This window comes from Mycobacterium sp. NGS49 (genome assembly GCF_059812565.1).
In genome coordinates, this window is sequence record NZ_JCALCX010000010.1 from 37,771 (window position 1) to 62,121 (window position 24,351).

21 protein-coding genes and 1 pseudogene are annotated in these 24,351 nt (G+C 66.9%); 4 read left to right on the plus strand and 18 right to left on the minus strand.

All coding sequences use genetic code 11. From position 1 onward, the window contains the following. Positions 1-24 precede the first annotated feature (24 nt). The 11 genes from AC5Y7D_RS12240 to AC5Y7D_RS12290 form a co-directional block, all read right to left on the minus strand. Positions 25-2,409 (minus strand): CaiB/BaiF CoA transferase family protein, encoded by a 2,385-nt coding sequence (locus tag AC5Y7D_RS12240; RefSeq protein ID WP_499924237.1) that lies wholly within the window; start codon positions 2,407-2,409, stop codon positions 25-27. Beyond that, the gene (locus tag AC5Y7D_RS12245; RefSeq protein ID WP_499924238.1) at positions 2,409-3,380 is read right to left on the minus strand and encodes an enoyl-CoA hydratase/isomerase family protein; all 972 of its coding nucleotides are present in this window, start codon (positions 3,378-3,380) and stop codon (positions 2,409-2,411) included. The genes AC5Y7D_RS12240 and AC5Y7D_RS12245 overlap by 1 nt, the downstream gene beginning before the upstream one ends. A 3-nt stretch (positions 3,381-3,383) precedes the next feature. Beyond that, on the minus strand, positions 3,384-4,502 hold the full coding sequence (locus AC5Y7D_RS12250) for a M24 family metallopeptidase (RefSeq protein WP_499924239.1): 1,119 nt from the start codon (positions 4,500-4,502) through the stop codon (positions 3,384-3,386). Continuing rightward, complete coding sequence (locus tag AC5Y7D_RS12255; protein WP_499924439.1) at positions 4,492-5,661, minus strand: M24 family metallopeptidase; 1,170 nt, start codon at positions 5,659-5,661, stop codon at positions 4,492-4,494. Before AC5Y7D_RS12255 ends, AC5Y7D_RS12250 begins: the two co-directional genes overlap by 11 nt. Before the next feature lie 71 nt (positions 5,662-5,732). Further along, complete coding sequence (locus AC5Y7D_RS12260; protein WP_499924241.1) at positions 5,733-6,896, minus strand: amidohydrolase family protein; 1,164 nt, start codon at positions 6,894-6,896, stop codon at positions 5,733-5,735. Between the two features lie 13 nt (positions 6,897-6,909). Continuing rightward, a complete protein-coding gene (locus tag AC5Y7D_RS12265) occupies positions 6,910-8,142 on the minus strand; it encodes a cytochrome P450 (protein WP_499924440.1) in 1,233 nt (410 codons plus the stop codon). 15 nt (positions 8,143-8,157) lie between these two features. Beyond that, complete coding sequence (locus AC5Y7D_RS12270) at positions 8,158-8,352, minus strand: ferredoxin (RefSeq protein WP_499924242.1); 195 nt, start codon at positions 8,350-8,352, stop codon at positions 8,158-8,160. Beyond that, positions 8,349-9,017, minus strand: coding sequence for a TetR/AcrR family transcriptional regulator (locus tag AC5Y7D_RS12275; protein ID WP_499924243.1), 669 nt, complete (start codon positions 9,015-9,017; stop codon positions 8,349-8,351). Before AC5Y7D_RS12275 ends, AC5Y7D_RS12270 begins: the two co-directional genes overlap by 4 nt. Before the next feature lie 45 nt (positions 9,018-9,062). Next, the gene (locus AC5Y7D_RS12280; protein WP_499924441.1) at positions 9,063-9,467 is read right to left on the minus strand and encodes a DoxX family protein; all 405 of its coding nucleotides are present in this window, start codon (positions 9,465-9,467) and stop codon (positions 9,063-9,065) included. Between the two features lie 16 nt (positions 9,468-9,483). Beyond that, positions 9,484-10,308 carry an SDR family NAD(P)-dependent oxidoreductase gene (locus AC5Y7D_RS12285; protein ID WP_499924442.1) on the minus strand — a complete coding sequence of 275 codons (825 nt, stop codon included), beginning with the start codon at positions 10,306-10,308 and terminating at the stop codon, positions 9,484-9,486. Positions 10,309-10,407: 99 nt separating this feature from the next. After that, on the minus strand, positions 10,408-11,220 hold the full coding sequence (locus tag AC5Y7D_RS12290; protein ID WP_499924244.1) for an SDR family NAD(P)-dependent oxidoreductase: 813 nt from the start codon (positions 11,218-11,220) through the stop codon (positions 10,408-10,410). 85 nt (positions 11,221-11,305) lie between these two features. On the opposite strand from AC5Y7D_RS12290, the pseudogene AC5Y7D_RS12295 reads away from it, so the two are divergent. The 3 genes and pseudogenes from AC5Y7D_RS12295 to AC5Y7D_RS12305 all read left to right on the plus strand — a co-directional run bounded on the left by AC5Y7D_RS12295 (position 11,306) and on the right by AC5Y7D_RS12305 (position 15,706). Next, positions 11,306-14,115: pseudogene (locus AC5Y7D_RS12295) on the plus strand (helix-turn-helix transcriptional regulator). An 84-nt stretch (positions 14,116-14,199) separates the two neighbouring features. Next, the gene (locus AC5Y7D_RS12300) at positions 14,200-14,970 is read left to right on the plus strand and encodes an SDR family oxidoreductase (RefSeq protein WP_499924245.1); all 771 of its coding nucleotides are present in this window, start codon (positions 14,200-14,202) and stop codon (positions 14,968-14,970) included. Positions 14,971-14,983: 13 nt separating this feature from the next. Continuing rightward, positions 14,984-15,706, plus strand: coding sequence for an SDR family NAD(P)-dependent oxidoreductase (locus AC5Y7D_RS12305; RefSeq protein WP_499924246.1), 723 nt, complete (start codon positions 14,984-14,986; stop codon positions 15,704-15,706). Here the strand turns inward: AC5Y7D_RS12305 and AC5Y7D_RS12310 are convergent. The 3 genes from AC5Y7D_RS12310 to lpqS all read right to left on the minus strand — a co-directional run bounded on the left by AC5Y7D_RS12310 (position 15,703) and on the right by lpqS (position 18,620). After that, positions 15,703-16,959, minus strand: a complete 1,257-nt coding sequence (locus AC5Y7D_RS12310) for an MFS transporter (RefSeq protein ID WP_499924247.1) — start codon at positions 16,957-16,959, stop codon at positions 15,703-15,705. The two genes, AC5Y7D_RS12305 and AC5Y7D_RS12310, sit on opposite strands and share 4 nt — an antisense overlap. Then, on the minus strand, positions 16,959-18,119 hold the full coding sequence (locus AC5Y7D_RS12315; protein WP_499924248.1) for a PLP-dependent cysteine synthase family protein: 1,161 nt from the start codon (positions 18,117-18,119) through the stop codon (positions 16,959-16,961). Before AC5Y7D_RS12315 ends, AC5Y7D_RS12310 begins: the two co-directional genes overlap by 1 nt. A gap of 99 nt (positions 18,120-18,218) precedes the next feature. Beyond that, positions 18,219-18,620 (minus strand): putative copper homeostasis (lipo)protein LpqS, encoded by a 402-nt coding sequence (gene lpqS, locus AC5Y7D_RS12320; protein ID WP_499924249.1) that lies wholly within the window; start codon positions 18,618-18,620, stop codon positions 18,219-18,221. Positions 18,621-18,759: 139 nt separating this feature from the next. Here lpqS and AC5Y7D_RS12325 point away from each other — a divergent pair, with 139 nt between their 5' ends. After that, the gene (locus AC5Y7D_RS12325) at positions 18,760-20,388 is read left to right on the plus strand and encodes a multicopper oxidase family protein (protein ID WP_499924250.1); all 1,629 of its coding nucleotides are present in this window, start codon (positions 18,760-18,762) and stop codon (positions 20,386-20,388) included. A gap of 13 nt (positions 20,389-20,401) precedes the next feature. Here the strand turns inward: AC5Y7D_RS12325 and AC5Y7D_RS12330 are convergent, their stop codons facing one another. From AC5Y7D_RS12330 to AC5Y7D_RS12345, 4 genes are read right to left on the minus strand one after another with little or no spacing between them, the layout of a single operon-like run. Continuing rightward, positions 20,402-21,220 (minus strand): alpha/beta fold hydrolase, encoded by an 819-nt coding sequence (locus AC5Y7D_RS12330; RefSeq protein ID WP_499924251.1) that lies wholly within the window; start codon positions 21,218-21,220, stop codon positions 20,402-20,404. Further along, positions 21,220-22,209 (minus strand): cyclase family protein, encoded by a 990-nt coding sequence (locus tag AC5Y7D_RS12335; RefSeq protein WP_499924252.1) that lies wholly within the window; start codon positions 22,207-22,209, stop codon positions 21,220-21,222. Before AC5Y7D_RS12335 ends, AC5Y7D_RS12330 begins: the two co-directional genes overlap by 1 nt. Continuing rightward, a complete protein-coding gene (locus AC5Y7D_RS12340; RefSeq protein ID WP_499924253.1) occupies positions 22,209-23,024 on the minus strand; it encodes a coniferyl-alcohol dehydrogenase in 816 nt (271 codons plus the stop codon). Before AC5Y7D_RS12340 ends, AC5Y7D_RS12335 begins: the two co-directional genes overlap by 1 nt. Before the next feature lie 20 nt (positions 23,025-23,044). Continuing rightward, positions 23,045-24,349 carry an LLM class flavin-dependent oxidoreductase gene (locus AC5Y7D_RS12345; RefSeq protein WP_499924254.1) on the minus strand — a complete coding sequence of 435 codons (1,305 nt, stop codon included), beginning with the start codon at positions 24,347-24,349 and terminating at the stop codon, positions 23,045-23,047. Positions 24,350-24,351 lie beyond the last annotated feature (2 nt).

A 24,351-nucleotide genomic window follows, 5' to 3' on the forward strand; every position in this document is an offset into this window, starting at 1 on the left:
TGCGCCTGCTCGCGCCAGGGCGGGTCACCGCGGGCTCCGGCCGATCACGCCGTCGGCCGCCAGATCGGCAATCTCCGCCTCGGTCAGGCCCAGCTCGGTCAACAGCTCATCGTTGTGCTGGCCCAGCAGCGGTGCCGGCCCTCGGTGGAACCGGCACGGTCCACCTGGCAAGCGCATGGGCACGCTACTCAGCCTAGCCGGGCCGCACACCGGGTGATCGACGACTTCGAAGAAGCCCCGCGCGGTGAGTTGCTCCAATTCCGTCTGTCGATGCGGCTGCATGACTTTGGCGACGGGCACCCCGGCCTCCCACAACCTCGCCACGATCTCATCGCGCGTGCGGGGCGCGCACCACTGCGCGAGCCTTTCATCGATGAGGTCCTCCTGCACACGCCGGCCGTCCGCCGTGGCCAGCGCCGGATCCGTTGCCCACGAGGGTGATCCGAGCGCATGGCACAGCCGGCTCCACTGCTCGTCGGAGGCCACCGCGACTGCGACCCAGCTGTCGAGGCGGCCGAACTCGTCGATGTCTGCACTCAGATACAGGTTCTGCGGCGCCGCCGCCGGTCCGCGATTGCCCGCTCGCTGCAGCAGTGCCCCGTACGCAGAGAATTCGATCACCTGTTCGGCCGCGATGTTCAGGGCCGCGTCGACCATGGCCGCCTCCACCAGCACACCCTCGCCGGTGCGGCGGCGGTGCTGCAGTGCCAGCAGCAGCGCATTGAGCGCGTGGACACCGGCGTTGGGATCACCGACCGAATACGGCTCGAAGGGTGGGCGGTCGGGGTAACCGGTGAGCCAACTCAGCCCTGCCGCCGATTCGATGACGTAGGCGAAAGCCGGGTTGTCCCGCCACGGCCCGTCCAGCCCGAAGCCGGGCATGCGCAGCAGGATCGCGTCCGGCCGCACCGCCTGCACCCCCGCGAAATCCAACCCGATCTGATCGAGAACGCGGGGAGTGAAGCTTTCCGCGATCACGTCGCAGGTTCCGATGAGCTTGAGCAACAGATCGCGTCCCTGGGGTCGGGTCAGGTCCAGTGTCAGGCCCTTCTTGTTGGTGTTCAGCGCCGCGAAGATCGGGGACTTCTCCCACCACAGCTCCTCGGTGACGGGGATGCCGGCAATGAGCCGGGTGCCGTCCGGACGCCGGGTGGATTCGACGTGGATGACCTCGGCGCCGAGCATGGCCAGCAGGTGGGTGCAGGACGGACCCGCCCAGAACGCCGTCATGTCCAGCACCCGAAGTCCTTGTAACGGAGGTTTTTCCGGAACCGCAGCAGGTACCGGCCGCGGTGTCAGCTCGGCTCTGCGGTAATGCCCGGTGTGTTCGCCGAGCCTGGGCGCGAGACCCGGTTCCCGCAGCTGCGCCGGCTGCATCCGGTACGGGTGGCCCGGCTGTACGAAGCCGTCGCGCGGGTTGGGCATGAACGATCCTCGTTCGACGAAGTGATCCAGTGCGGCGACAGTGGCGCCGTTGGCCACCGGCGCGTTGGGAATCCGGAACGCGGTGGCCAGGTCGCGAACCTCGCCCGCGGGGTGGTTGTGCACCCACTCGTAGATCTCCGCTGCGTACACGTTGGCCAGTTCGGTGATCGACAGCGGAGAATCCTCGTCGATCCACTCCGGGCGGCCGATCATGGCGCACAGGTCGAACCACTGCTGTGCGGTGCCGCAGCCGAGGTCCACCAGTCCGTCCTGCGCGGCCGCCACCCCTGGGACGGTGAGCCGACGGGCGTCCCGCCACGGCCGGCCGAGCATTTCGAAGTACGTCACGGGATAGTAAGTCAGACCGAGGATCTGGGTTTCCAGCATCGAAAGATCGATGAGCTGACCCTTATCGCGACCGCCATGCAGCAAGGCCAGGATCGCGGCGCTGGCGTAGGCGCCGGCGAGATACTCCCCGACCTGACCGCCGACGAATACCGGGGCGCGGTCTGCCACGCCGCGGCCAAGACCGATGATTCCACCCGACCAGGCCTGCAGCGTGAATTCGGTTGCGGGACGGTTCCGCCAGGGGCCGGCCAAACCGAACGGGGTGATCGAAGCGACGACGAGGTGCGGATACCGCTCCCGCATCGAATCTGGCGTAAAGGTCTCGGCCACAGTTGATTCGGACGACCATACCACCACGTCGGCCGCCGCCAGCAAGCGTCCGACCAGCTCGATGTCGTCTTCGGCCGCCGTATCGGCGACCACACTGTGCTTGGAGCCGGCCAGGAAGCTGAACAATGCGCCGTCGGTGTCGGCACACGAGCCCGACGCCGACCACGACCGAAGCCAGTCACCTTGCGGTGACTCGACTTTGACGACGTCGGCACCGCCGTCGGCGAGCAGCTTGGTGCAGTAGGCACCCGCGATCCCGGAGGAAAGGTCGACCACGGTGTAATCGGTGAGTGGTGCCGGCGCCACTAGCGCTTGGCCTTCCGGTCCTTGCGGCGCGCCTTCTTGCTCAACCGCCAGTCCGGCGGGAAATGGTCGTCGTTGGCTTTGACGGCATCGCCGAGCCCCCGCTCGATTGCGTCGTCGAGCCGGAAGTCGCCGCCATCGGCGCGCGCGCTACCCCCGGCGGATTCGAAGAAGCCGCTGAGCAGACTGCCCAGGTACTCGCCCTGGAACTGCTTCATGATCTCGAAGAACGTCTTCTGCATGAACACGGTGTCGGTGGGGGGGTTACGGGCGCACGCCAACGCGTGCTTCTGGACTTCGGCTTCGAGTCGTGCACGGGGCACCACACTGTTGAGAAAATTGCAGTCATACATTTCCGCGGCCGTGAACGCCCGCCCGGTGAACACCATCTCCTGAAACTTGCGAATGCCCATGGTCTGGGCCCACCACCACATAAGCGGTCCCCAGCCGTAGTACCGGAAAGACGGATGCCCGAAAAGCGAGTCGTCGGAGGCGATTACCAGGTCGGCATCGGCGGCCTGATAGAAGTGCCAGCCGTAGCAGTAGCCTTTGGCTTCCAGGATGGAGATCTTCTTGAAGTCCTGCAGCCCGCGGATTCCCGAGTTCGGATTGGCATACCACTGACCGATCGAGGCACCGTGCCGGAAGGATCCCTTGGGTGGATAGCTCACTTCGTCTGCCGTGAGCCGGAATTCGGCGAGCAGCGGTCCGGATTCTGCGGCGTCCCTGGCCCGCATGAACTCTTCGAGGTCCGCCCCGGAGCCCAGATCGTCGCCGACTCCGCGGATCACGACGACCTTCACGTCGTCGTCGATGCTCGCCCGGTGCAGCAGGTCGGCGTAGCGCTGCCGCGCGGCGATCGTGGGTCCGTTCAGGTACTCGGGCCGGTCGAAGGTGATGGTGGCGATACGGGTATTCGCGTCCTTGTCGTACCGGATGATCTTGTCTGCCCGGGGCTCGCGCCGCGCGCCCATCGCCTACGCCTGCCAGGCAGGGCTGACCGTCAGCACCTCGGCGCCGCCCGCGTTGATCAACAACGCTTCTCGGCCGAACACCGCCCCGACGCCCTGCTCCCAGACGTAGCCGGTGACGGCGAGCACCATGCCGGTTTCGAGTCGCTCCTCCTCGGCGGTCCGCGGCAGGCGAGCCGAGATGACCGGCGGGTCGAAACCCATTCCCAGTCCCCGCGCCACCGGCATGGGCGGCGCCGGTTCACCCGCGGCGGCGTAGGCAGCCAGCAGCTCGCCCGCTCCCGCTCCCGGTTGACACACCGCGACCAGCATGTCCCACAGTCGGTGCCAGCGGTCGAACAGCGCCGCCGCACCGGGGACATCTCCCACCGGCCAGGTGCGGCCTACCTCTGCGATGTACCCTCCGGCCAGTACGCCGGCCGACAGCGCCACCAGATGGCCGGCCTGCACACGGCCGTCCCCTTCGGCGCGCCGCCAGGGATGTTCACGCGAAGTCGCCCATGCCACATCCTGATTGGACGGCGTGCTGACTCCGCCGGCGGCCACCGCCTCCAACAGCACCCCGGTCAGTTCCCGTTCGCTTACCCCGGGCCGCAATTCGGCCACCGCCGCGGCCAGACCGGACTCGGCGACCGCGAGGGATTCGCGCAATGCGCCGATCTCCTCGTCGGTCTTGATCCGCCGGGCGGCGCGCATGGCGAGTTCACCGTCGACCAGTTCGGCGTCGGGAAAGGCGGTGGGCAGCAGTTGCGCGAAAACCGGTGACAACGCATCGGTTCCGACTCGTCGGGCGGTGGACGCACCTTCGATCCGGCTCAGCGCGGCAATGGTGTTCACCGGGTTCCAGGAGATGCCGTACAAGTTCTGCCGGGGGATGTCCTCTGGGATGCCCTCGTCCCAGGTACTGAGCAGATGAACGGCACCCGTTGCCCGCACCAGCACACAGGACGGGCCGAACGGACGGGTGCCGGCCACCCAGAGTTGCGGTGCGCCGGTCACATAGCGAACGTTGGCCTGCCGGCCCAGCACCAGCACGTCCAGGTCGTGGGCGGCCATCTGGACCAGGGCACGCTCCCGGCGCCCGAGGCGCAGCGCCCGCGCGTCGGGCAGGACTTCAGTCGACATAGGGGTCATAGGGGTAGTCGGTCAAGCGAATCGAGCCCTCCTCGGTGATCACCAGCACCTCTTCGCTGCGATAGCCGCCGGTGCCGTCCTCCCACACCACCGGCTCCAGCACCAGCACCATGCCCGGTTGCAGGACGAAACCCTCATCGAATTGCTCGCCGAGATCCGTTCCGATCATAGGCATTTCGGCCGCATTGACGCCGATGCCGTGGCCCAGGTAGAAGTGCGGCAGCCACGGCCGGGTGCCGCCGTTGGCCGCCGTGGCCGCGCGACCCAGATCCGCGGCGGTGGCTCCGGCGCGGGCCACGCCCACCACCGCGTCCATGATCGACCGCCACCTGTGGAACTGTGCCTGCTGGCGCGGCGACGGGTCCTGCCCGACAATCCAGGTGCGGCCGAAGTCGGAGCAGTAGCCCGCATAGGTGATGCTGACGTCGGTCCACAGCACGTCGCCCTTGACCAACTCGCGTTCGGTGCTCAACAGCGGCAGGGCCAGGTCACCGTGTGTGGTCCAGACGCCCTCGGCCTTGCTGTGCGGCATCACCTGCCAGATCGGTTCCAGCATGCTGGTCATCGCCCCGAGTTCGAAGGCCCGGCGGACGAAGCGTGCCGACAGGTCGATCTGGCGTATGCCGGGAGCAAGCGCCCGGTGGACTTCGACCATCGCCTCGTCGGTGATGCGGACCGCGGTGCGGATACAGGCCAGTTCATCGGAAGTCTTGATGACCTTGGCCGCACTGACCACCGCGGCCGCATCGACGGGAAAACCGCCGGGGAACAACGCGTTGCGGGCGCGCGACATGGCACCGGTCAGTTCGTCGGCCGCGACCGTGGCCCGGACCGGGATCAGATCTGCCAACACCCGCGCGAAATCGGCTACTCCCTCGTCGAATTCGAGGTATACCGGGGCGTGCAGGTGGTCGGGCGGCAGCTCGGACTCGTGGGCGGCGCCCTCGCGGAACGGCAGGAACAGATGTGGCCATTCGTCGTCGGCGAGCACCACGGCCACCGGCCGCTCGACATAGGACAGGCCTGCGTCGCCCAGCGGCCAGCTCGTCCCGGTGGCGTAGACCACCGCGTTGTTGCCGAGCAGCACCAGGGCGTCGACGCCGCGCTCGACCATCGCCGCGCGCAGCCGCGCCCCGGTTTCGCGGCGCATCCTGGTCAGATCAGGAGTCTCCGGGATCGTCAGACCACCGTCTTGCTGCGCGAAAGTGGTCCCCAAAGTGGTCACAGCCCGAGGAATTTGCTGATGTTGCCGCTGACGATCCGGGTTGCATCGTCCGGGCCGACGGCCTCGACGACGGCCGCCAGTGATTTCTCGGAATATCCGTACGTGCTCTCATTGTGCGGGTAGTCCGAGGACCACATCACCTTGTCGACCCCGATCCGGTCGATCAGTTCCAGGCCGAGCGGGTCGACCATGAATGAGGCGCTCATGTGGGTGTCCCAGTAGTAGCGGACGTCGTGCTCCAGCGGCCGGTTGAACATGTGCTGATACGACGCCACCAGGTGCTCGGCGTCCTGCAGCGCCCAGGGCACCCAGGCGATCCCGCCCTCGAACCAGCCGATCCGTAACCTCGGGTGCTGATCGAGGATTCCACCGAAGATGTACTTGGAGAACGTCTCCCGGAATCCGTCGATGTTGATCATCATGCCGACCACAACGCTGTTGAACTCGCACGGGCTCTTGGGCGGGGTCTCGCCGATGTGGTGTGTGACGGGAATTCCGGCAGCCTCGATCTCGTCCCACACCGCACTCATGGATGTGCAGGAGTAGTCGATCGGATTGCCGTCGTCGTCCTTACCCGGATTCAGCGGCATCAGAAATGTCCTCAGCCCCAGTGACTTCAGTTCGGCGAGGGTCCTGCGGGTGCCATCCGGGTCCCACCAGTTGATCAGACCGGCGCCGTAGAAGTGGCCGTCGGAACGCTCCTGCAACTCGGCGATGTACTCGTTGTAGATACGGAAGGTGAGTTCGCGCAGTTTCTTGTCCGGGTAGTGGAAAAGAGCCAGCACCGCGTTGGGGAAGGCGAGTTCTTTGTCGACGCCGTCCTCGCGCAACTCCTGGATTCTGGCCTCGATGTTGGTGCTGGCCGCTCCGGGTAGGTCGTCGTATTGCATCAGGACCGCGCTGAAGTCACCCGGCAGGAACGACTGGCCCTTGCGGCCCACCTGATACGCGCCTTCCTCGTACCAGATCCGCGGCGCCTTGTCCTTCAGGTCCTCGGGGAATCGTTCGTAGAAGATGTCCGCGGCGAGCGAGATGTGATTGTCGGCCGAGAACACCTCGGTGCCGGGCGGCAGCCCCACGTTGCTGCCGAGCGCGTGGCCCTTGCGATCCTTGGGCGCGCCAAAGCCTTTCGGCGGGTACAGCGTGCTTGATGTAGTCATCGTTGGCCTTTCGTTACCAGGTGACCGGCAGTTCGTAGACGCCGTAGGCGAGGCGGTCGTGCTTGAACGGGACGTCGTCGAGTCCAACCGCCAGTTGCAGGGCGGGAATCCGCCGGAACAGCGTGCGGAAGACGATTTGCATCTCGGCGCGGGCCAGCTGCTGACCGACGCACTGATGCCGTCCGTAGCCGAAGGCGACGTTGCGGTCGGCCCCCGAGCGGTGCAGGTAGAGCCGGTCTGGATCGGTGAAGGCGTGTGCGTCCCAGTTCGCCGGAGCCAGGTCGATGATGATGCCCTCCCCGGCGCGGATCACCTCCCCGGCGATCGCAATGTCCTCCACGGCGACCCGGCGCTGACCGTTCTGGATGATGCTCAGGTAGCGCAGTAGTTCCTCGACCGCGTTAGCCACGATCATGGGATCATCGGCATCGCGGATGGCCGGCAATTGGTCGGAATTTTCCAGCAGCGCAAGCACTCCGAGGCCGATCATGTTGGCGGTGGTCTCGTGTCCGGCGATCAGCAGGCCGGTCGCCAGCTGAGCGGCCTCTTTGACACTGAGCTCGCCGGCCTTGACGCGCTCGGCCAGATCGGACACCGCGTCCTCGGCCGGGTTCTCCATCTTGGCTTCGACCAGCTGGGCCAGGTACTTGTGCAGGCTCATCGCGCCTTTGACGGTGTCCTCACCCGTTGCATAGCGGGCCAGCCCGACATTGGCGTGGTGCTGGAACATTTCAGCGTCCTCGTAGGGGACCCCGAGCAGTTGACTGATCACCAAAGACGGCACCGGCAACGCGATGGCGGTGACGAGATCGGCCGGCTTCGGGCCGGCCAGCATGGCGTCGATGTGCTCGTCGGTGATCTGCTGAATGGCCGGTCGCAGCCCTTCCACCCGCCGAAAGGTGAACGGCTTGGACAACATCCGCCGAAAACGGGTGTGCTCCTCGCCGTCTGCCGTGAACACCGACCGGGGGCGCTTGTGCACGGTCGCCAACATCCCGGCATTCCAGTGCGGAAAGCCGGGCATCCGGTCGTCGACGCTGACCTTCGAATCCGAAAACAATTCGCGGCACTGCTCATAACCCGTGATCAGCCATGGGGTGCTGCCGTCCCAGATCCGCACCCTGGACAGCGGCCTGGCTTCGGCCAGCGCCATCACACCCGGTGGCGGGGCGAATGGGCAGCCGGCCGCCCGGGGCATCGGATACTCCGGGACGTCGGTATCCGTTTCCGTGGTGGTACTCGCCATCGTCTCTGACACGCCTCACTCCTCAATATGGATGGCCAGAGCCGGGCAGAATGCGGCGGCCTTGCGGGTGGCCTCGGCCTGATCGGCAGGTGGATTCGGGTTGAGCAACACGACGACCCCATCCTCGTCGCGTTGGTCGAAGACGTGCGGCGCGTTCATCACACAGTTGCCCGACGACGCGCAAAGATCCTGGTCGACAGTGACTTTCATGAAAGGAGCTCTTCGGTAGGAGTGACGGGCGCCAGCCACAGCCCGACGATCGCGTCGATAAGACCGGTAGCGGCGGCGCGCCAGGACTGTCGCGGCATCGAGGTTCCCTCGGCCAGGGCACGCTCCAGATCCGCGCAGGTATGCATCAACAGGTTGCGCGCCATGATGTTTCGCTCAAACCGGACGGCCACCGGCAGCTCCGGGAGACAGCTGTTGATCCCGTCGATGACCTGTACCAGCGACGGCGAGCTGAGCGCGTCCTTCACTACGATGTTGTGGTACGCCGGATCGGTCATGGCCTGGGCGGCGAACCGCGCGTACCAGGTGGGGTTGCCGAGCACCTCCAGGTGCTCGGTGAGCGGACAGACCAGGCAGGCCACCCAGTCACGCATCCCGGCGGATTCGGGCAGGGCGGCCACCATCTGCTCGCGCAGTTCCTCGACGGGTCCGCGATGTTTCTGCTCGATCGCACGCACGAGGTCGGCCTTGGTGCCGAAGTGATAGCCGACCGCGGCATTGTTACCCTGCCCGGCGGCCTCGCTGACCTGCCGGTTCGACACCGCAAAGACGCCGTGCTCCGCGAACAGTCGCTCGGCCGCAATCAGGATCGCTTCTTGGGTTGAGCTGGCCCGGTCGCCGCGAACAGCCCGCCCGACTGTGGTCATACCCGCCAGTCAACGCGCATCCTCGAATTAAGTCAAGCGATTGATTTAATCCCTGCTCCCAGATCGCCGCCGATACGCCGACCATGCACCCGTGCACCAAAGCGCCCAGAGCACGAGCAGCGGCTGGAACAGCAGCCGGATTCCGCGCGCAAGGTCGGAGTTGAGCCCGAAAGCATCCGCGTGCGAAGTGAATTGGGCGATGTTGCCGGGAAACACCAGGACGAGGAAGAGCGCCACGATCCATCCGACCACTGCCCGCCACCTGGTCAGCGCCAGCAGACCGGCGCCGAGCCCGATTTCCACCAATCCAGAAGCGATGACCACGAAGTCGGCATTCACCGGCAGCCACGCCGGCACCTGGGCGTAGAAGTCGGTGCGGGCGAAGCTCAGGTGGGCGACCCCGGCAAATACGAGGAAGGCTCCGAGAACCAGGCGGGCGACGGTCCGGATTCGCACCGACGGCCGCCTATCGTCCGGCTTGGAAACGTGCCGTCATCGGCCCAAGGATGCGCTGGTAACCCGCCGGTGCCAGACGCACCAACAGTTCGTAGGCTTTGGCGTCCGGCCCCACCACCACTCGCGCCTTCTTCTTGCGCACCGCCTTCAAGATGATCCGCGCCGCCCGTCGCGCGCTGGTGATCGCCACCTTGTCGAAAAACCTGATGCCGGCTTCCTTGTCGAGTCCCTCGGCGTGGCCGGCGTTGGCCGCGATCGCCGTCTTGACGAAGCCGGGGTGGACGACGGTCACTGCGACCGGGTGGCCGGCGATCGCCATCTCCTGGCGCAGCGCCTCGGTGAATCCGCGCACCGCGAATTTGGCGGAGTTGTAGGCGGCCTGTCCCGGGACGCCGAACAGGCCGAACATGCTGGACATGTTCACCACATGGCCGTCGCCGGAGGCGATCAGGTGCGGCAGAAACGCCTTGGTCCCGTTGACCACGCCCCAGTAGTCGACGTCCATCACCTTCTCGATGTCCTTGAACTGGCTGACCTCGACGTCCCCGAGGAAGGCGATGCCCGCGATGTTGTAGATCTGGTGGACGGTTCCGAAGTAGTCCTTGACGTTGTCGGCGTAGACCAGGAAAGCCTCCCGTTCGGTGACGTCGAGCCGGTCTGCCCGTACCGGTGCGCCGATCCGCCGGATGAGTTGCTCGGTTTGCGCAAGCCCTTCGATATCCACATCGCTGATCGCCAGCCGCGCCCCGGATGACGCCAGTTCCACCGCGAGCGCCCTCCCGATGCCCGAACCGGCTCCGGTGACCGCTGCGACCTTGCCGGCGAACCCCGCTATGGCCTGATCCTTTCGCGCCGAGATCGCACCCATGGTCGTCATTGTCCGCCCAACCACAACCGCGACCGCAATCTGGCCGCGAATGTGCGCGCAAGCGGGCTACCCTTCGCGTCTTCCCGACCGAATCGCCTTGCCCGCCACGGTCCCCCCGTCGACCGGCAGTACCGTACCCGTGACGTAGCGCGAGCGGTCGGTAGCGAAATACAAGGCCGCTTCGGCGATGTCATCGGGCGTGCCTTCGCGCTTCAGCGGCCGGTCCTCCCGCATCATCTGCCGGATCGCCGCCTCGTATCGCTCCAGCTTTTCCTTATCCATGTCCTGCGCCGAGGTGGACAGCAACGGGGTGGGTATATTGCCCGGCGCGATCGCGTTCACCCGAATCCCGTGGGATGCCAATTCGATTGCCGCGGACTTGGTGAACTGGATGACCGCGGCTTTGGAAGCGCGATACGTCATCACCCCGCCGCCGGCCTGGATCCCGCCGATCGAGGTGATGTTGATGACGGATCCCCCGCCGTGGGCGGCCATGTGCCGTGCGGCGTCCCGCGTACCGGCCATCACACCCAGGACGTTGACGGCCATGACGCGGTGGAAATCGGCGAGATCGTCCTCAAGAAATCTACGGTGCATGGTTCCGGAGACGCCGGCGTTGTTCACCATGATGTGCAGCCCGCCGAACTCCTCGACGGCCGTGCTGACCGCCATCCCGAGTTGTTCGGGATCGGAGACATCGGTGCGACGGAATACCGCGGCCGTCCCCAGTCCGCTCGCCAGCTCCGCACCGAGGTCCCGTTGGACATCGGCTATGACGACTCGGGCCCCCTCCGCGGCAAAGCGCTCCACTATGCCGCGACCGATTCCCGACGCACCGCCCGTGACGAGCGCGACCTTGTCCGCCAGTTCGTTGGCCACTCGTCGAGTTAAACGGGGCAACGTTGTTAAGTCAAGCAGTTGATTTAAACATCGCTCCCACGTAGTGAGTAATCTCAACGTCCAGGTGAGCAACGCTGATCAAGCACCACGTCTACGGGGGCGGCGCACGGAATGCACGGCCCTGGAGCGTCTGACGTCCCTCGCGCGGTCGGGCGAGAGTCAGGTGCTCGTCCTGCGCGGTGAGGCAGGTATCGGCAAGACGGCGCTGCTGGAGTTCGTGGCCGGGTGCGCCTCGGGGTTCCGGACGGCTCGCGTGTCGGGAGTCGAATCCGAGATGGAACTCGCGTTCGCCGCCCTGCATCAACTCTGCATGCCGCTACTGGACTGCCTTGACGAACTCCCCGCGCCGCAACGCCACGCACTCGAGATCGCGCTGGGCCGTAACGCGGGACCCGCTCCTGACCGCTTCCTGGTGGGTCTCGCGGTGCTGAACCTGGTCGGCAGCGCCACCACGCGCCGGCCGTTGCTCTTCCTGGTCGACGACGCGCAATGGATCGATCGTGTTTCGGCCCAGACGCTGGCTTTCGCGGCTCGCCGCCTGGTCGCCGAGCCGGCATGCATCGTGTTCGCGATCCGGGACGGCCTGGGCAGCGACGAGCTGGCCGGACTGCCCGAACTGATCGTGCAGGGACTCGATGCCGGCGACGCGCGCACATTGCTGGATTCGGTAATCGTGGGCCGGCTGGACAATCAGGTGCGCGATCGCATCGTCGCCGAAACCCGTGGCAATCCGCTGGCCTTGTTGGAACTGCCCAGGGGATTGACGACCGAGGAGTTGGCGGGCGGCTTCGGCCTGCCCGACGCGCGACCGCTGGCCGGGCAGATCGAGCAGACCTTCCTGAGACGGATCGAGCGATTGCCCGACCACACCCAGCAACTGCTGTTGACCGCTGCCGCCGAGCCGGTCGGTGACGCGGCGTTGTTGCGGCGTGCCGCCGAGCTGCAGGGCCTGCCCCCGGATGCGACGGCCGGAGCCCAGGAAGCGGGGCTGATCAACGTCGGGACACGGGTGCGGTTCCGTCACCCGTTGGTGCGTTCGGCCGCGTACCGCGCTGCGGGTGTGCCCGAACGCCGACGGGCGCATCGGGCGCTGGCCGAGGCGACCGACGGTGCGGCCGATCCCGACCGCTGTGCCTGGCACCTGGCCATCGCGGCAACCGGCGCCGACGAGTCCGTCGCCGTTCAGCTGGAACGGTCCGCCGAGCGCGCGCAGGCCAGAGGCGGAGTGGCGGCCGCCGCGGCGTTCCTGGAGCGGGCCACCCAACTCACCGCCGACCCGGTCCGTCGCGCTAGTCGGGCGCTGGCCGCCGCCCAGGCCAAGCGGGACGCCGCGGCGTTCGAGTCGGCCGAGGAGCTGCTGGCCGTCGCGGAGTCCGGCGCCGCCGCCGGACTGGACGACCTGCAGCGCGCCCGGCTCACCCGGCTGCGGGCCCAGATCGCCTTCGCCCGGAGTCGCAACGGCGACGTCGACGCGCCGACGGTGTCGGATTCCGCCGTCGGGTTGCTGGATGCCGCACGCCAACTCGCCACCGTCGACACCGGACAGTCCCGGGAGACCTATCTGGAAGCGGTGGGAGCCGCACTCTTCGGCGGACGGCTGTGCCCGTACGGCGGCATCCGGATGACGGCGGCAGCCGCGCGCGCCGCGCCACCCGGACCGCAGCCCGTACGGGCCGTCGACCTGCTGCTCGACGGTATTGCCGTCCGTGCCACCGATGGTCATGCCGCGAGCCTCGGGAAGCTGCGCGACGCGCTGACCCTGATCCGTTCGGAAGCCGAGGGTGGCGGCGCCGATGTCATGCGGTGGTTCTGGCAGGCCTTCCCGATCGTGCAGGAGTCGGCGGCCCACGAACTCTGGGACGACGAACTCTGGCACCAGCTGGCCACCCATGCGGTGCGCCTGGCCCGCGACGCGGGCGCACTGGCCGTCTTGCCGCTGGCACTGGTCTACCGCGCCGGCGTACACGTCCAGGCGGGTGAGTTCGCCGCGGCCGCCGCACTGATCGAGGAGGCCGACGCCATCACCACCGCCACCGGATACGCGCCGGTGAAGTACCACTCGGTATTGCTGGCCGCCCTGCGCGGCAGCGAGCCGGACGCGCTGCGCCTGATCGAGTCGGCGCATCATGACGGCGTCGCCCGGGGCGAAGGCCGGGTGGTGGGCCTGACGAATTTCGCCCTCGCCGTGCTCTACAACGGCTTGGGCCGCTACGACGAGGCGTTCACTGCCGCGCGGCAAGCATGCGAGGACGAGGACTTGGGCCTGTTCGGCTGGACCCTGGTCGAGGTGATCGAAGCCGGAGTCCGATGCGGTGACCCCGACGCGGCGCGCGACGCGCTCGGCGAACTCGAGGAACGCGCACGCAATAGCGGAACCGATTGGGCGGCGGGCGTTTTGGCTCGATCGCAGGCTTTGTTGGCCGACCACCGCCGGGCCGAGGCCCATTACCGGACAGCCATCGAGAAGCTCGGCAACACCAGGATCGCGGTGCAACTGGCCCGCGCGCACCTGGTCTACGGCGAATGGCTGCGCCGCTGCAACCGCCGCGTCGACGCCCGCGCCGAGCTGCACACGGCTCATGACATGTTCACCCGGATGGGCGCCGAGGCCTTCGCCGAGCGTGCCCGCCGCGAGCTGCTGGTGACCGGGCAGAAGGTGACCAGGCGCTCGACCACACGGCCGGCGAGCTGACCGCCCAGGAGGCGCAGATCGCCAAGCTGGCCGGTGACGGACTGACCAACCCCGAGATCGCCGCGCAACTGTTCATCAGTACCCACACCGTGGAATGGCACCTGCGCAAGGTCTTCGTCAAGCTCGGCATCAAGTCGCGCCGCCAACTCCGCACCGCCGCCACGGACGGACCACGCGACTGACTACGGACTTTCAAGGGCTCGATCGGCCCGGCTGCCGGGTCATGCTCGGTACGCCAGACATCGGGAAGCTTGAAAGGCGGGGCAATGAAGGTTTTGGTCATCGGCGGCACCGGGCTCATCGGATCACAGGTGGTCGCCAACCTCACTGAGCTGGGACACGAAGCCATCCCGGCCTCGCCCAGCTCCGGCGTCAACAGCGTCACCGGCGAGGGCGTCGCGGACGCCGTGACCGGCGTCGACGTCGTGGTCGATGTGTCGAACTCACCGTCGTTCGCCGACGACGACGTGCTCAACTTCTTCACCAGTTCAACGAGAAACCTGTTGGAGGCCGAGCGCGCCGCCGGTGTCCGCAACCATGTCGCGCTGTCGATCGTCGGAACCGACCGGGTACCGCAAAGCGGCTATCTGCGCGCCAAGGCCGCCCAGGAGAAGCTGATCACCGAGTCCGGCGCCCCGCACTCCATCGTCCGGGCCACCCAGTTCTTCGAATTCGTCAAGGGCATCGCCGATTCGGCGTCCGACGGTGACACCGTCCGCCTCTCGCACGACGCGGCCATCCAGCCGGTCGCCGCCGAAGACGTTGCGGCAGGCGTGATCCAAGCCGCGGTCAACGAACCGACCAACGGAATCACCAATATCGCCGGCCCGGTGAAGTACGGCATGGACGACTTTGTGCGCATCGGTCTGGCCGCACACGGCGACCCTCGCGAGGTGGTCACCGATCCGACTGCCCGGTACTTCGGCGCCGTCCTCGACGGTCTCAGCATCGTTCCGGTCGACGGTGAAGAGGTGACGATCTACCAAACCCGCTTCGAGGACTGGGCCGCCGCTCACCTGCCCAGCGCCGCGCACTGAGGGATCAATCCCGATGGAGCTGATCAACCACACTGCGGTCGTCACCGGAGGAACGGCCGGAATCGGGCTGGAATCGGCGCGGTTGCTGGCCAGCGAAGGGGCCGGCGTCGTCATCTCGGGCCGGGACCGCGCCCGGGGCGAACGGGCGGTCGAGTTGATCGGCGCCCACGCACGGTTCATTCAGGTCGACATGGGCGATGCCGAGTCGGTGCGTGCGCTGGTGCAGCAGTGCGGTGCGGTCGACATCGTCGTCAACAACGCCGCCGGCTTCCGGTCGGCGCTGACCGTTGATCAGGATCCGGAGAGCTTCGAGGCGATGTTCGACACGAATGTCCGCGGCGCCTACTTCCTGGTCGCCGGCCTGGTGCCGGGGATGTTGCGACGTGGTCGCGGCAGCATCGTCAACATCACCACGATGGCCGCCTTCAAGGGCATCCCGGGCGGGTCAGGTTACAGCGCATCCAAGGCCGCCCTGGAGTCTTTGACCCGCACCTGGGCCGCGGAGTTCGGCGCGAGTGGGGTGCGGGTGAACAGTGTGGCACCCGGCCCCACCCGCACGGCCGGAGTCGCCGCCGAATGGGAGGACGTCAACGACGAACTCGGCAAAGCGCTGCCGCTGGGACGCACCGCCCACGCGGCCGAGATCGCCGAGGCGGTGCTGTTCCTCAGCTCGCCTCGGGCCAGCTTCATCACCGGGTCCACGCTGCATGTCGACGGGGGCGGCGCGGCGGTCTAGGCGGATTGTGCGGCACTATCGGCGACGTCGCGGTCGGGCGACGCCGGTCGGGAGATGAACAGTCCGGACAACCCCGCCGCCGCGACCAGACCGACGAGAATCATTCCACCCCAGACTATTTCGTCGGCGTTCAGCCGCTGCGCTACGCCCGTCAACAACCCGACCAAAACGTTGCCGGCAAGGATTCCGACTCCGATGATCGTGCTGTAGAACCCGTAATGCGTGGCGACCAGCCTGTTTTCGGACAGCGCGACCACGGTACGCATCTCGAAGGGGAACAGTGCCGCCGATGCGATGGCGAGCAGGCCGGCGGTCAGCAACAATGCCGCTACCGCGGCTGCCGTTCCGAAACGCCGGTCTGGAACCAGCACCAGCGGGAGGAAGGAAGCCGCCGCGATGGTGGCACCGACAACCAGACTGCGCCCGGTTGACCAGCGCGCCGCGAACCATCGGGTGATGCGAAGCTGACCGGCGATGGCCACCAATCCCGACACCGCGAACATCGCTGCAACGAGCGCAGACTGGTGACCGGGCACCAGCAGGGCAGCCTGCATGGGCAACGCCAGATAGATCTGGAACGACAAAACGTAGGCGCCCGTCATGGCCGCGGCGAACCCGAGGAACCGGCGGTTACCCAGCACCGTCCGCCAGTCGTGCAGGATCGGCGTCGGTGCGGCGTCGGCCGCATGCCGGGGCAGAGCCGACAGCTGGGCCACGGTGAGAACGGCGAACACCACCGCCGCGCCCAGGACGGTCGCTTTGAAGTCGTACGCCAGCAAGGCAAGTCCGAGCATCGGCCCGAGCAGGATGCCCGCCTGGTACCAGACGTTGAACATCGCGAAGGCTTCAATCTCGCGGTCACCGGCATCGGCCGCCAGGTAGGCGCGCACCGCGGGATTGAACAGCGCTCCTGCGAAACCCGTTGCGGCCGAGGCGATCAGCAGGGACGGCAGCGTCTGTGCCACCGTCAGCAGGCCGAAACCGCCGGTGCGCAGCAGACAACCCGCCACGATGAGCGGCTTGTAGCCGAACCGGTCGGCCAGCGTGCCGCCCAGGAAGAACATGCCCTGCTGGGAGAAGTTGCGCACGCCGAGCACCAGACCCACCGCCCAACCCGCCATCCCGAGCGGACCGGCCAGATAGTCCGCCAGGTAGGGCATCAGCATGTAAAAGCCGATGTTGATGCCGAACTGGTTGATCATCAGCACCCGGCTGGGGCGGTTGAAGCCGCGGAACTCGGCAAGGAACCGCATCAGGCCACCGCCTGGTTCGGGTTGACGACCGTCGTGGTACGCGTCCAGCGGGTGACCACCGTGTCCATGGGTGATGCGATCTCGTCGGGATCGGTTGCGGTCCGGCCACCGAGTAGGTCGTGTTCGTTGCAGTACCGGTCGTTGTAGATGGTGTCGAAGTACCGTTGCGGGCCATCGGGAAAGATCGCGGCGATGGCGGTACCGGCGGGCAGAGTGCGCGCGGCCCATCCCGCCACCAGCGCGACCGCACCCACACTCCATCCGCCGCTCGCGTAGTGAGTGACAGCCAGATCGCGTGCCGCCCGGACGGCCTCACCAGGGGCGACCCAGTGCACTTCGTCGAAGGCGTCGTAGTCGACGTTGGCGGGATAGATGCTCGATCCCAGACCACGCATCAGCCGGCCGGCCGCGGGCTGGCCGAAGATGGTGGAGCCGATGGTGTCGACGCCGATCAGCCGCAAGTCCGGATTGAATTCCCGCAATACTCTGGCCACGCCGGCCGAGTGGCCGCCGGTGCCCACCGAGCACACCAGGACATCGATGCACCCGAGCTGGACCGCCATCTCCAGCGCCAGCGAGCGGTAGGCGTCGACATTGTCGGGGTTGCTGTACTGGTCGGGGTTCCAGGCGTACGGGTCGGCCGCCAACAGCTGCTGGACGCGGTCCTTGCGGGCCTCCTGCCAACCACCGACCGGGTGCGGCTCGGCGACCATATCGACGCGGGCGCCCGACGCGCTCAGCATGCGGGCGACGATCGGCTCCAGACCGGGGTCGGTGACCAGGGTGACCGGGTGCCGGTACACATTTCCCGCCAGGGCCAAGCCCAATCCCAACGTGCCACTGGTCGATTCGACGATTGCCGCACCGGGGGCGAGATCGCCGCGGGCGCGGGCCCGCTCGACCATGTACATGGCAGGGCGATCCTTCATTCCGCCGGGGTTGAATCCCTCGAGCTTGGCCCAGAATCCGCGTCCGGCGGCGCCGACCGGGCTTTCGGTGCCGGACACCCACAGCACGGGCGTGTTGCCGACCATGGTTCCTGGGTGCCGATTCGGGCCCGGGGCCAGTCGGTATCCGTCTGGCAGGACGCGGTGCCGGTCCCGGCGCGGGCGCAGGGATGCCTGATGTGAGCGGTTGGGTACGTGCAGACTGTGGTTCATTTTCCGTCGCTTCTGCTCGGGCCGGCAAAAATGCGCGGCGCGGTCGGGGTCAGCAGTCACCGGTCGTGGTGAGGGCCATCACGACCTGACGCTGACCCGTCAGCGACGAGCCAGGCAGTAGCGAGTCAACAGATCCCGGCCGGAGCCTGGCAGGTGCAGCACCCCGGGAGGGCCGCGGCCGGCGGGCACCATGAACTGCTGTTGCACCGAGGCGACTGCCACGGCCCCGGCCACTATGTGTGACGCGAAAGTCATTGCGTCCGAATGGGGAAGAGCAATCGCGGCCAGGTGCAGCGGGCAGGGCTGTCCCGCATCGTCCGTAGCGTGCGCATGCGTGCTGTCGACCGCGAACTCCCCGCCCACCGCCGCGGCCAGGGGGTGACCGTGGTGGGCGGCGTGGTGTTGTGGTTGCGCCATCCAGCACTGCGCCACCGCCGCGACGACCGACCAGACAACCGCGCCCATCGCGAATCGCGTCCACATCGCGCGCCGGCCGGTCATGCGGCCCACTGTATACCCCCCATGGGTATCATGCCAAGTGGGGTCGCGCTCGCAATCGGGTTGCGCTATGACATCGACCTGAGCAGGGTGGTAGGCGCCTTCTCTCGATAACCAGCACGACGCAGACGAGGAGCAGTCAATGCCGGCACTGCCGACACCCGGTCATCCGTTCGACGCACGTCTGAGCAGGCGTGGCTTCATCGCCGCCGGCATCGCCGGCGGGTTCGCCCTGGCCGGATGCGGCCGGGCAACTCCGCCGCCCTCGCCGATGTCCGCCGCCATAGCCGCGGCCGAGGCGGCCCGGCCGCACAGTGGTCGTACCGTGACCGCCGGCTTGACAGCGCAGTCCGCCAAGATCGACATCGGCGGCCGAGTCGTCGACACCTTGGCCTACGGCGACAGCATCCCCGGCCCTCTGATCCGGGCCACGGTCGGCGACGAGGTCGTCGTCTCGGTCAGCAACAGGCTCGACCGCCCCACCTCGGTCCATTGGCACGGTGTCGCATTGCGTAACGACATGGACGGTGCCGCGCCCGCCACCCCCAATATCCCCGCGGGTCAGGACTTCACGTATCGGTTCTCGGTGCCGAATGCGGGCACTTACTGGGCACATCCGCACACCGGCCTGGATGCCGACAAGGGCCTGTATCTGCCAATCATCATTGACGATCCGACCGAGCTGGGCAGTTATGACACGGAATGGATTGTGGTGCTTGATGATTGGACGGATGGCGTCGGAAAGTCGCCGCAGCAGCTATACGACACCCTGGTCAACAAGCCGCCCGTTCAGGAGCCTCCGGCGGCGACGACCACGCCGACCTCCACCTCCGTGACCACCACGACGGGGGCACCCGCGACCACGGGCACCAGCCCGACCGGCACGTCGCCGGCGAGTTCACCCAGCCCGGCCAACAGCATGCCGGGTATGCCGGGGATGCCGGCCGGGGTCGGTAAGAGCGAGCTGCTCGGCGGTGACGCCGGGGACATCGCCTACCCCTACTATCTGATCAACGGACGGATTCCCGAGGCGGCCACCACTTTCAACGCCAAGCCCCAGCAGCGGATTCGGATCCGGATCATCAACACCGCCTCCGACACGGCATTCCGCGTCGCGTTGGCAGGGCACACGATGACGGTCACCCACACCGACGGCTACCCGGTGATCCCCACACAGGTGGACGCTTTGCTGGTGGGCATGGCCGAGCGCTACGACGTGGTGGTGACCGCCGCCGATGGGGTGTTCCCGCTGGTCGCGTCCGCCGAAGGCAAGAATGCCCTGGCCCGCGCCGTGCTCGTGACGGGCAAGGGCAGCCCGCCCGACCCGCAGTTCCGGCCCGGTGAACTCACCCGGCGGGTCGGCACCGTTGACATGTTCACGGCCGTGACCGCCGCCAATCTCGGCCGTCCCGACCCCAATCTCGACCTGCCCGTGGTACTGGGTGGCACGATGGCCAAGTACGACTGGACGATCAATGGCGAGCCATACAGCAGGACGAAACCGATACAGGTGCGGGAGGGGCAGCACACCACTCTCACGTTCGACAACACCACCATGATGTGGCATCCGATGCACCTGCACGGCCACACATTTCAGGTGATCAAGGACGACGGCACGCTGGGCGCCCGCAAGGACACCGTGATCGTGCTCCCCGGGCAGAAGCTGCGCGCCGTCCTGATCGCCGATAATCCGGGGATCTGGATGTTGCACTGCCACAACACTTACCATCAGGAGGCCGGCATGCAGACACGCCTCGAATACGTCTTCTGATGCCGGTTGCGTACTACCGTCCGAAGAAGTCCAGCAGTAACCGGTTCACCACGGAGGCCTGCTCGATCTGCGGGCAGTGCCCCGCTTCGTCCACCACCACCGAACGGGCGCCCTCGATCTGGCCGGCGATCTGCGCCGCCCACCCCGGCGGCAGGAGTTTGTCGCCGCGCCCCTCGATGACCAGCGCCGGCACCCGGATCCGCTCGTATGCCCGCGCACCGGACGGCGCCGTGGGTGCCGGGGCATTGGGGCGGCGAAAACGCGCGGCCGCCACGGCCTCCCATGCCCCGGGCGCGGTACTGGACTCGAAGCGGCGCCACACATAGTCCTCGTCGGCCGGGTAGGCGGTGTCGTAGAACAGTGCGTCGACGATGTTGCGCATAGCCGGTAGCGTCGCGTCGTACTGCTGCAGCGCCTCGAAGTGGTGATTCTGCCGAATTTCCCCGCCACCGCAGATGATCGCCATGCTACGCACCGGCAGCAACGGTGTCTGCGACGTTGCGTCGGCGAGTAAGTTGATGGCGCCCATGGAGTTTCCGGCGAAGTGCGCCGACTCGACGCCCAGCACCGCACAGAATCGCGCGACGTGCCGGATCCGCATCGCTCGGCTGTTGACGAAGTCGATGACTTTCGCCGACTGGCCGAACCCGAGCTGGTCGGGGGCAAGCACGCGGTAATGTGCCGCGAGCGCGCCGATGTTGCGCTCCCATCCCAACTCCGCGCTAGCCCCGAACTCACCGCCGTGCAACAGCACCACCGGGTCACCATCGCCGGACTCGAGGTAACTCGTCGCCAGGCCGTCGATTTCGATGGTTCTGCGATGTGTCTCCATCACTTGATGGCGATCGGGTTCACCGGGGAACCGACCGCGCCGGTGAATCTCAGCGGCGGCGCGATGAGTTGAAACTCGTAAACACCATCGGCGGCACAGTCTTCGGCCAGCGCGGTGAGGTCCCAGTACTCGCCGAGCATCAGGCCCATGTCGCGCAGGCAGAGCAGATGCAACGGCAGAAACATTCCCTCGACACCGGACACCGGGTCCTCGACCTGCAGGTTGTCGGCGGCAACCGCGGCGACCTCGTTGTCGTGCAGCCATCGCGCACAACGCCAGTCCAGGCCGGAGTACGGCTCGATCCTGTCGCCCGTCATGAGAAACCTTGCCCACCAACCCGTTCGGATCAACACAATGTCACCACACTCGATGGTCACACCCTGCGCCCGCACGACGTCGTCGAGTTCCTCGGGGGTGATGGGGTTCCCGTGTTCGAGGAACACTTCGGCTCCGCGGTGGCGGACCAGATCCAGCAATACACCGCGTGAGGTGATGCCCTTGACGTCGACCTTGTCGATGCCGCAGTGAAAGGCTCCCGCGCTGGTGACCGAAGCCGCCGGGAAGCCGTTGTAAAGCTGATCGTCGTAATACACGTGGGACAGCGCATCCCATTGGGTTGCGGCCTGCAACGGCATGATCACCATGTCGTCGTTGAAGCGGAACGGGCTGTCGACCAGGTAGCCGCCCAGTTGAGCGGCGGTAGGGTTCTTGTCCCATCCGGGTCCGTACACAGCAAGCGAGTTCGCGTCGCCCCCGTCCACTGTCATCACGTGAATGGGATTGTGGCGGAACCCGAAAGCTCCCTGTGGTCCCGACGAGCCGAAGTCGACACCGAGGGAGAACACCTTGCCGTGCCGGACCAGGCCGGCCGCGTGCCGCACCTTCTCGGGGGTGATGAAGTTGAGCGTGCCGAGTTCATCGTCATCTCCCCACCTGCCCCAGTTGCTGAGATCCTTTGCGGCTCTGCGGAAGTCGCTCATACTGGCCATCAGGCCGGTCCTTCCTCGAGTTCGGCGGCGATGGCGGCGCCGACGTTGCCACCGTCTACCCACACCACCTGGCCCGAAATATAGCTGGCCGCCCAACTATTCAGAAACACCAGCACCGCGGCCTGCTCCGCAGGGTCACCCACCCGCCCCAGCGGTTTGGCGATGTCGTCGAGGTAGGCCGATCCGTACGCGGTGCGCAACTGGTCGAGGATCGGGGTTGCAGTGACCCCCGGCCCGGTGCAGTTGATCCGGATGTCTCGCTTACCCAGTTCCACCACGCTGCCCATGGTGTAGAGAATGACGGCTTCCTTGGACAACTGGTAGCCCGCCCCCAGCGTGTCGGGGTGGCCTTCACACCAACGCACACCCTCCCGCATCGTCGCCGTGCGCAGCAACGGTGCGACCTGCGGCGCGTGCTCGCGGTACGCCGCCGCCGCAAGTGACGACACGCTCACAATCGACGAACCGGCAGGCATCCGGGGAATCAGCGCCTCGGTGAGATGGCGCATCCCCAGGAAGTTGATCGTGACCACCAGCAGCGGGTTCCCGATTCCAGAGGACACGCCGGCGACATTGAACAGCGCATCGACCGGGCCGTCGATGGACGCGACGGCCCGGTCGATCGACACGGGGTCGGACAGGTCCACTTCGCGAAAGTCGTTGACTGCGAGAGCGGGTTGATGCCGATCCAGTCCGATCACCTGCGCGCCGAGTTCGCCGAGCTGCTGCGCGACCTGGGCGCCGATACCCGATGCGCATCCGGTCACCACGGCACGGCGGCCGTCATAGCGCCACAGTTCATCGATGCGGGCCAACGGTCAGCCGGCTTTCGGTGTCACTGGTTGGCCTGCTCCTTCGCCCGCTGTGCCGCCTGGACACGGCCCTCGTTGATCTCGGCCATGGCCTCGGGGATCTCACTGGCGGTGAACTTTCCGCCCCGCCCGGTCGGCAGGCCGCCGAACGAGTAGTTCTCGTCGAACGGCGGGATCGTCGACTCGGGCCGGCGCGCCTCCACCTTCTCGATCACCGGCGCCAGTCTCGCGGCCTTCTCGGCCACCGCCCTCTCGTCCCGTTCGATGAACTCGGGCAGCACCTCCTTGCCCATCAGCTCAAGGGATTCCATGGTGCCCTCGTGACTGCGCGGGTTGAGCAGCAGAATGATCTCGTCGACGCCGCTCTCCTCGTAGCCACGTAGAAACTCGCGCACGGTGGCGGGCGATCCGATCGCACCGCGACCGGGACCGTAGGCCAGGGTCGGGTCCTTCTCGACCTCCTCGAGATAGCGTTCCCAGACGCCGGTGCGCCCCGGGGTGTGCACACCGGTCATGTAGTAGTGCATGATGCCGAAAGAGAAGAATCCGCCGCCCTTTCCGAGGCGCTGCAGCGCCAGTTCGTCGCTGTTGGCGACCATCATCGACAGGTCACCGCCGATGGCGAGAATGTTCGGATTGATCTGCGGGGTGACCGGGACGCCGTTCTCCTCGAACTCCTTGTAGTAGCCGTTGACCCGCTCGGCCAGCGGGCCGGGGCCGGTGTAGGCGAAACTCAGTGCGCCGATGCATTTCTGGGCGGCCATCTGCACACTGGCGGGGCGCGTGCACGCCACCCACACCGGTGGGTGCGGCTTCTGCAGTGGCTTGGGGATGACGTTGCGGGCCGGCATCTCGATGTGCTCGCCTTTGAAACCGGTGAAGGGCTCCTCGACCATGCACCGGATCGAGACCTCCAGGGCCTCCTCCCACTGCGCCCGCTTGTCGGCCGGGTCGATGTTGAAGCCGCCGAGCTCGCCGACGGAAGAGGATTCGCCGGTACCGAATTCCACTCGGCCATTGGAGATCAGGTCCAAAGTGGCGATACGTTCGGCCACCCGCGCCGGGTGGTTGACGGCTGGCGGCAGGTGCATGATGCCGAAGCCCAGGCGAATGTTCTCGGTGCGCTGGCTGGCGGCGGCCAGAAACATCTCCGGCGCGGTGGAGTGACAGTATTCCTCGAGGAAGTGGTGCTCGGTGAGCCAGACGGTGGAGAAACCGGCCTTGTCGGCGGCCTCCACCTCGTCGAGGCAGTCCTGCAGCATTTGACGCTCATCGTCGGGAACCCAGGGCCGCGGCAAGGCGAACTCGTAGAACAGTGAAACCTTCATGA

Bases quoted from the DNA above. Each gene is read 5' to 3' on its own strand.
- AC5Y7D_RS12260 (WP_499924241.1), bottom strand. From the start codon at position 6,896: ATGACTACATCAAGCACGCTGTACCCGCCGAAAGGCTTTGGCGCGCCC.
- AC5Y7D_RS12300 (WP_499924245.1), top strand. From the start codon at position 14,200: ATGAAGGTTTTGGTCATCGGCGGCACCGGGCTCATCGGATCACAGGTG.
- lpqS (WP_499924249.1), bottom strand. From the start codon at position 18,620: ATGACCGGCCGGCGCGCGATGTGGACGCGATTCGCGATGGGCGCGGTT.
- AC5Y7D_RS12310 (WP_499924247.1), bottom strand. From the start codon at position 16,959: ATGCGGTTCCTTGCCGAGTTCCGCGGCTTCAACCGCCCCAGCCGGGTG.
- AC5Y7D_RS12255 (WP_499924439.1), bottom strand. From the start codon at position 5,661: ATGCGCCGCGAAACCGGGGCGCGGCTGCGCGCGGCGATGGTCGAGCGC.
- AC5Y7D_RS12330 (WP_499924251.1), bottom strand. From the start codon at position 21,220: ATGGAGACACATCGCAGAACCATCGAAATCGACGGCCTGGCGACGAGT.
- AC5Y7D_RS12265 (WP_499924440.1), bottom strand. From the start codon at position 8,142: ATGGCGAGTACCACCACGGAAACGGATACCGACGTCCCGGAGTATCCG.
- AC5Y7D_RS12335 (WP_499924252.1), bottom strand. From the start codon at position 22,209: ATGGCCAGTATGAGCGACTTCCGCAGAGCCGCAAAGGATCTCAGCAAC.
- AC5Y7D_RS12270 (WP_499924242.1), bottom strand. From the start codon at position 8,352: ATGAAAGTCACTGTCGACCAGGATCTTTGCGCGTCGTCGGGCAACTGT.
- AC5Y7D_RS12245 (WP_499924238.1), bottom strand. From the start codon at position 3,380: ATGGGCGCGCGGCGCGAGCCCCGGGCAGACAAGATCATCCGGTACGAC.
- AC5Y7D_RS12345 (WP_499924254.1), bottom strand. From the start codon at position 24,349: ATGAAGGTTTCACTGTTCTACGAGTTCGCCTTGCCGCGGCCCTGGGTT.
- AC5Y7D_RS12305 (WP_499924246.1), top strand. From the start codon at position 14,984: ATGGAGCTGATCAACCACACTGCGGTCGTCACCGGAGGAACGGCCGGA.
- AC5Y7D_RS12250 (WP_499924239.1), bottom strand. From the start codon at position 4,502: ATGTCGACTGAAGTCCTGCCCGACGCGCGGGCGCTGCGCCTCGGGCGC.
- AC5Y7D_RS12315 (WP_499924248.1), bottom strand. From the start codon at position 18,119: ATGAACCACAGTCTGCACGTACCCAACCGCTCACATCAGGCATCCCTG.
- AC5Y7D_RS12325 (WP_499924250.1), top strand. From the start codon at position 18,760: ATGCCGGCACTGCCGACACCCGGTCATCCGTTCGACGCACGTCTGAGC.
- AC5Y7D_RS12275 (WP_499924243.1), bottom strand. From the start codon at position 9,017: ATGACCACAGTCGGGCGGGCTGTTCGCGGCGACCGGGCCAGCTCAACC.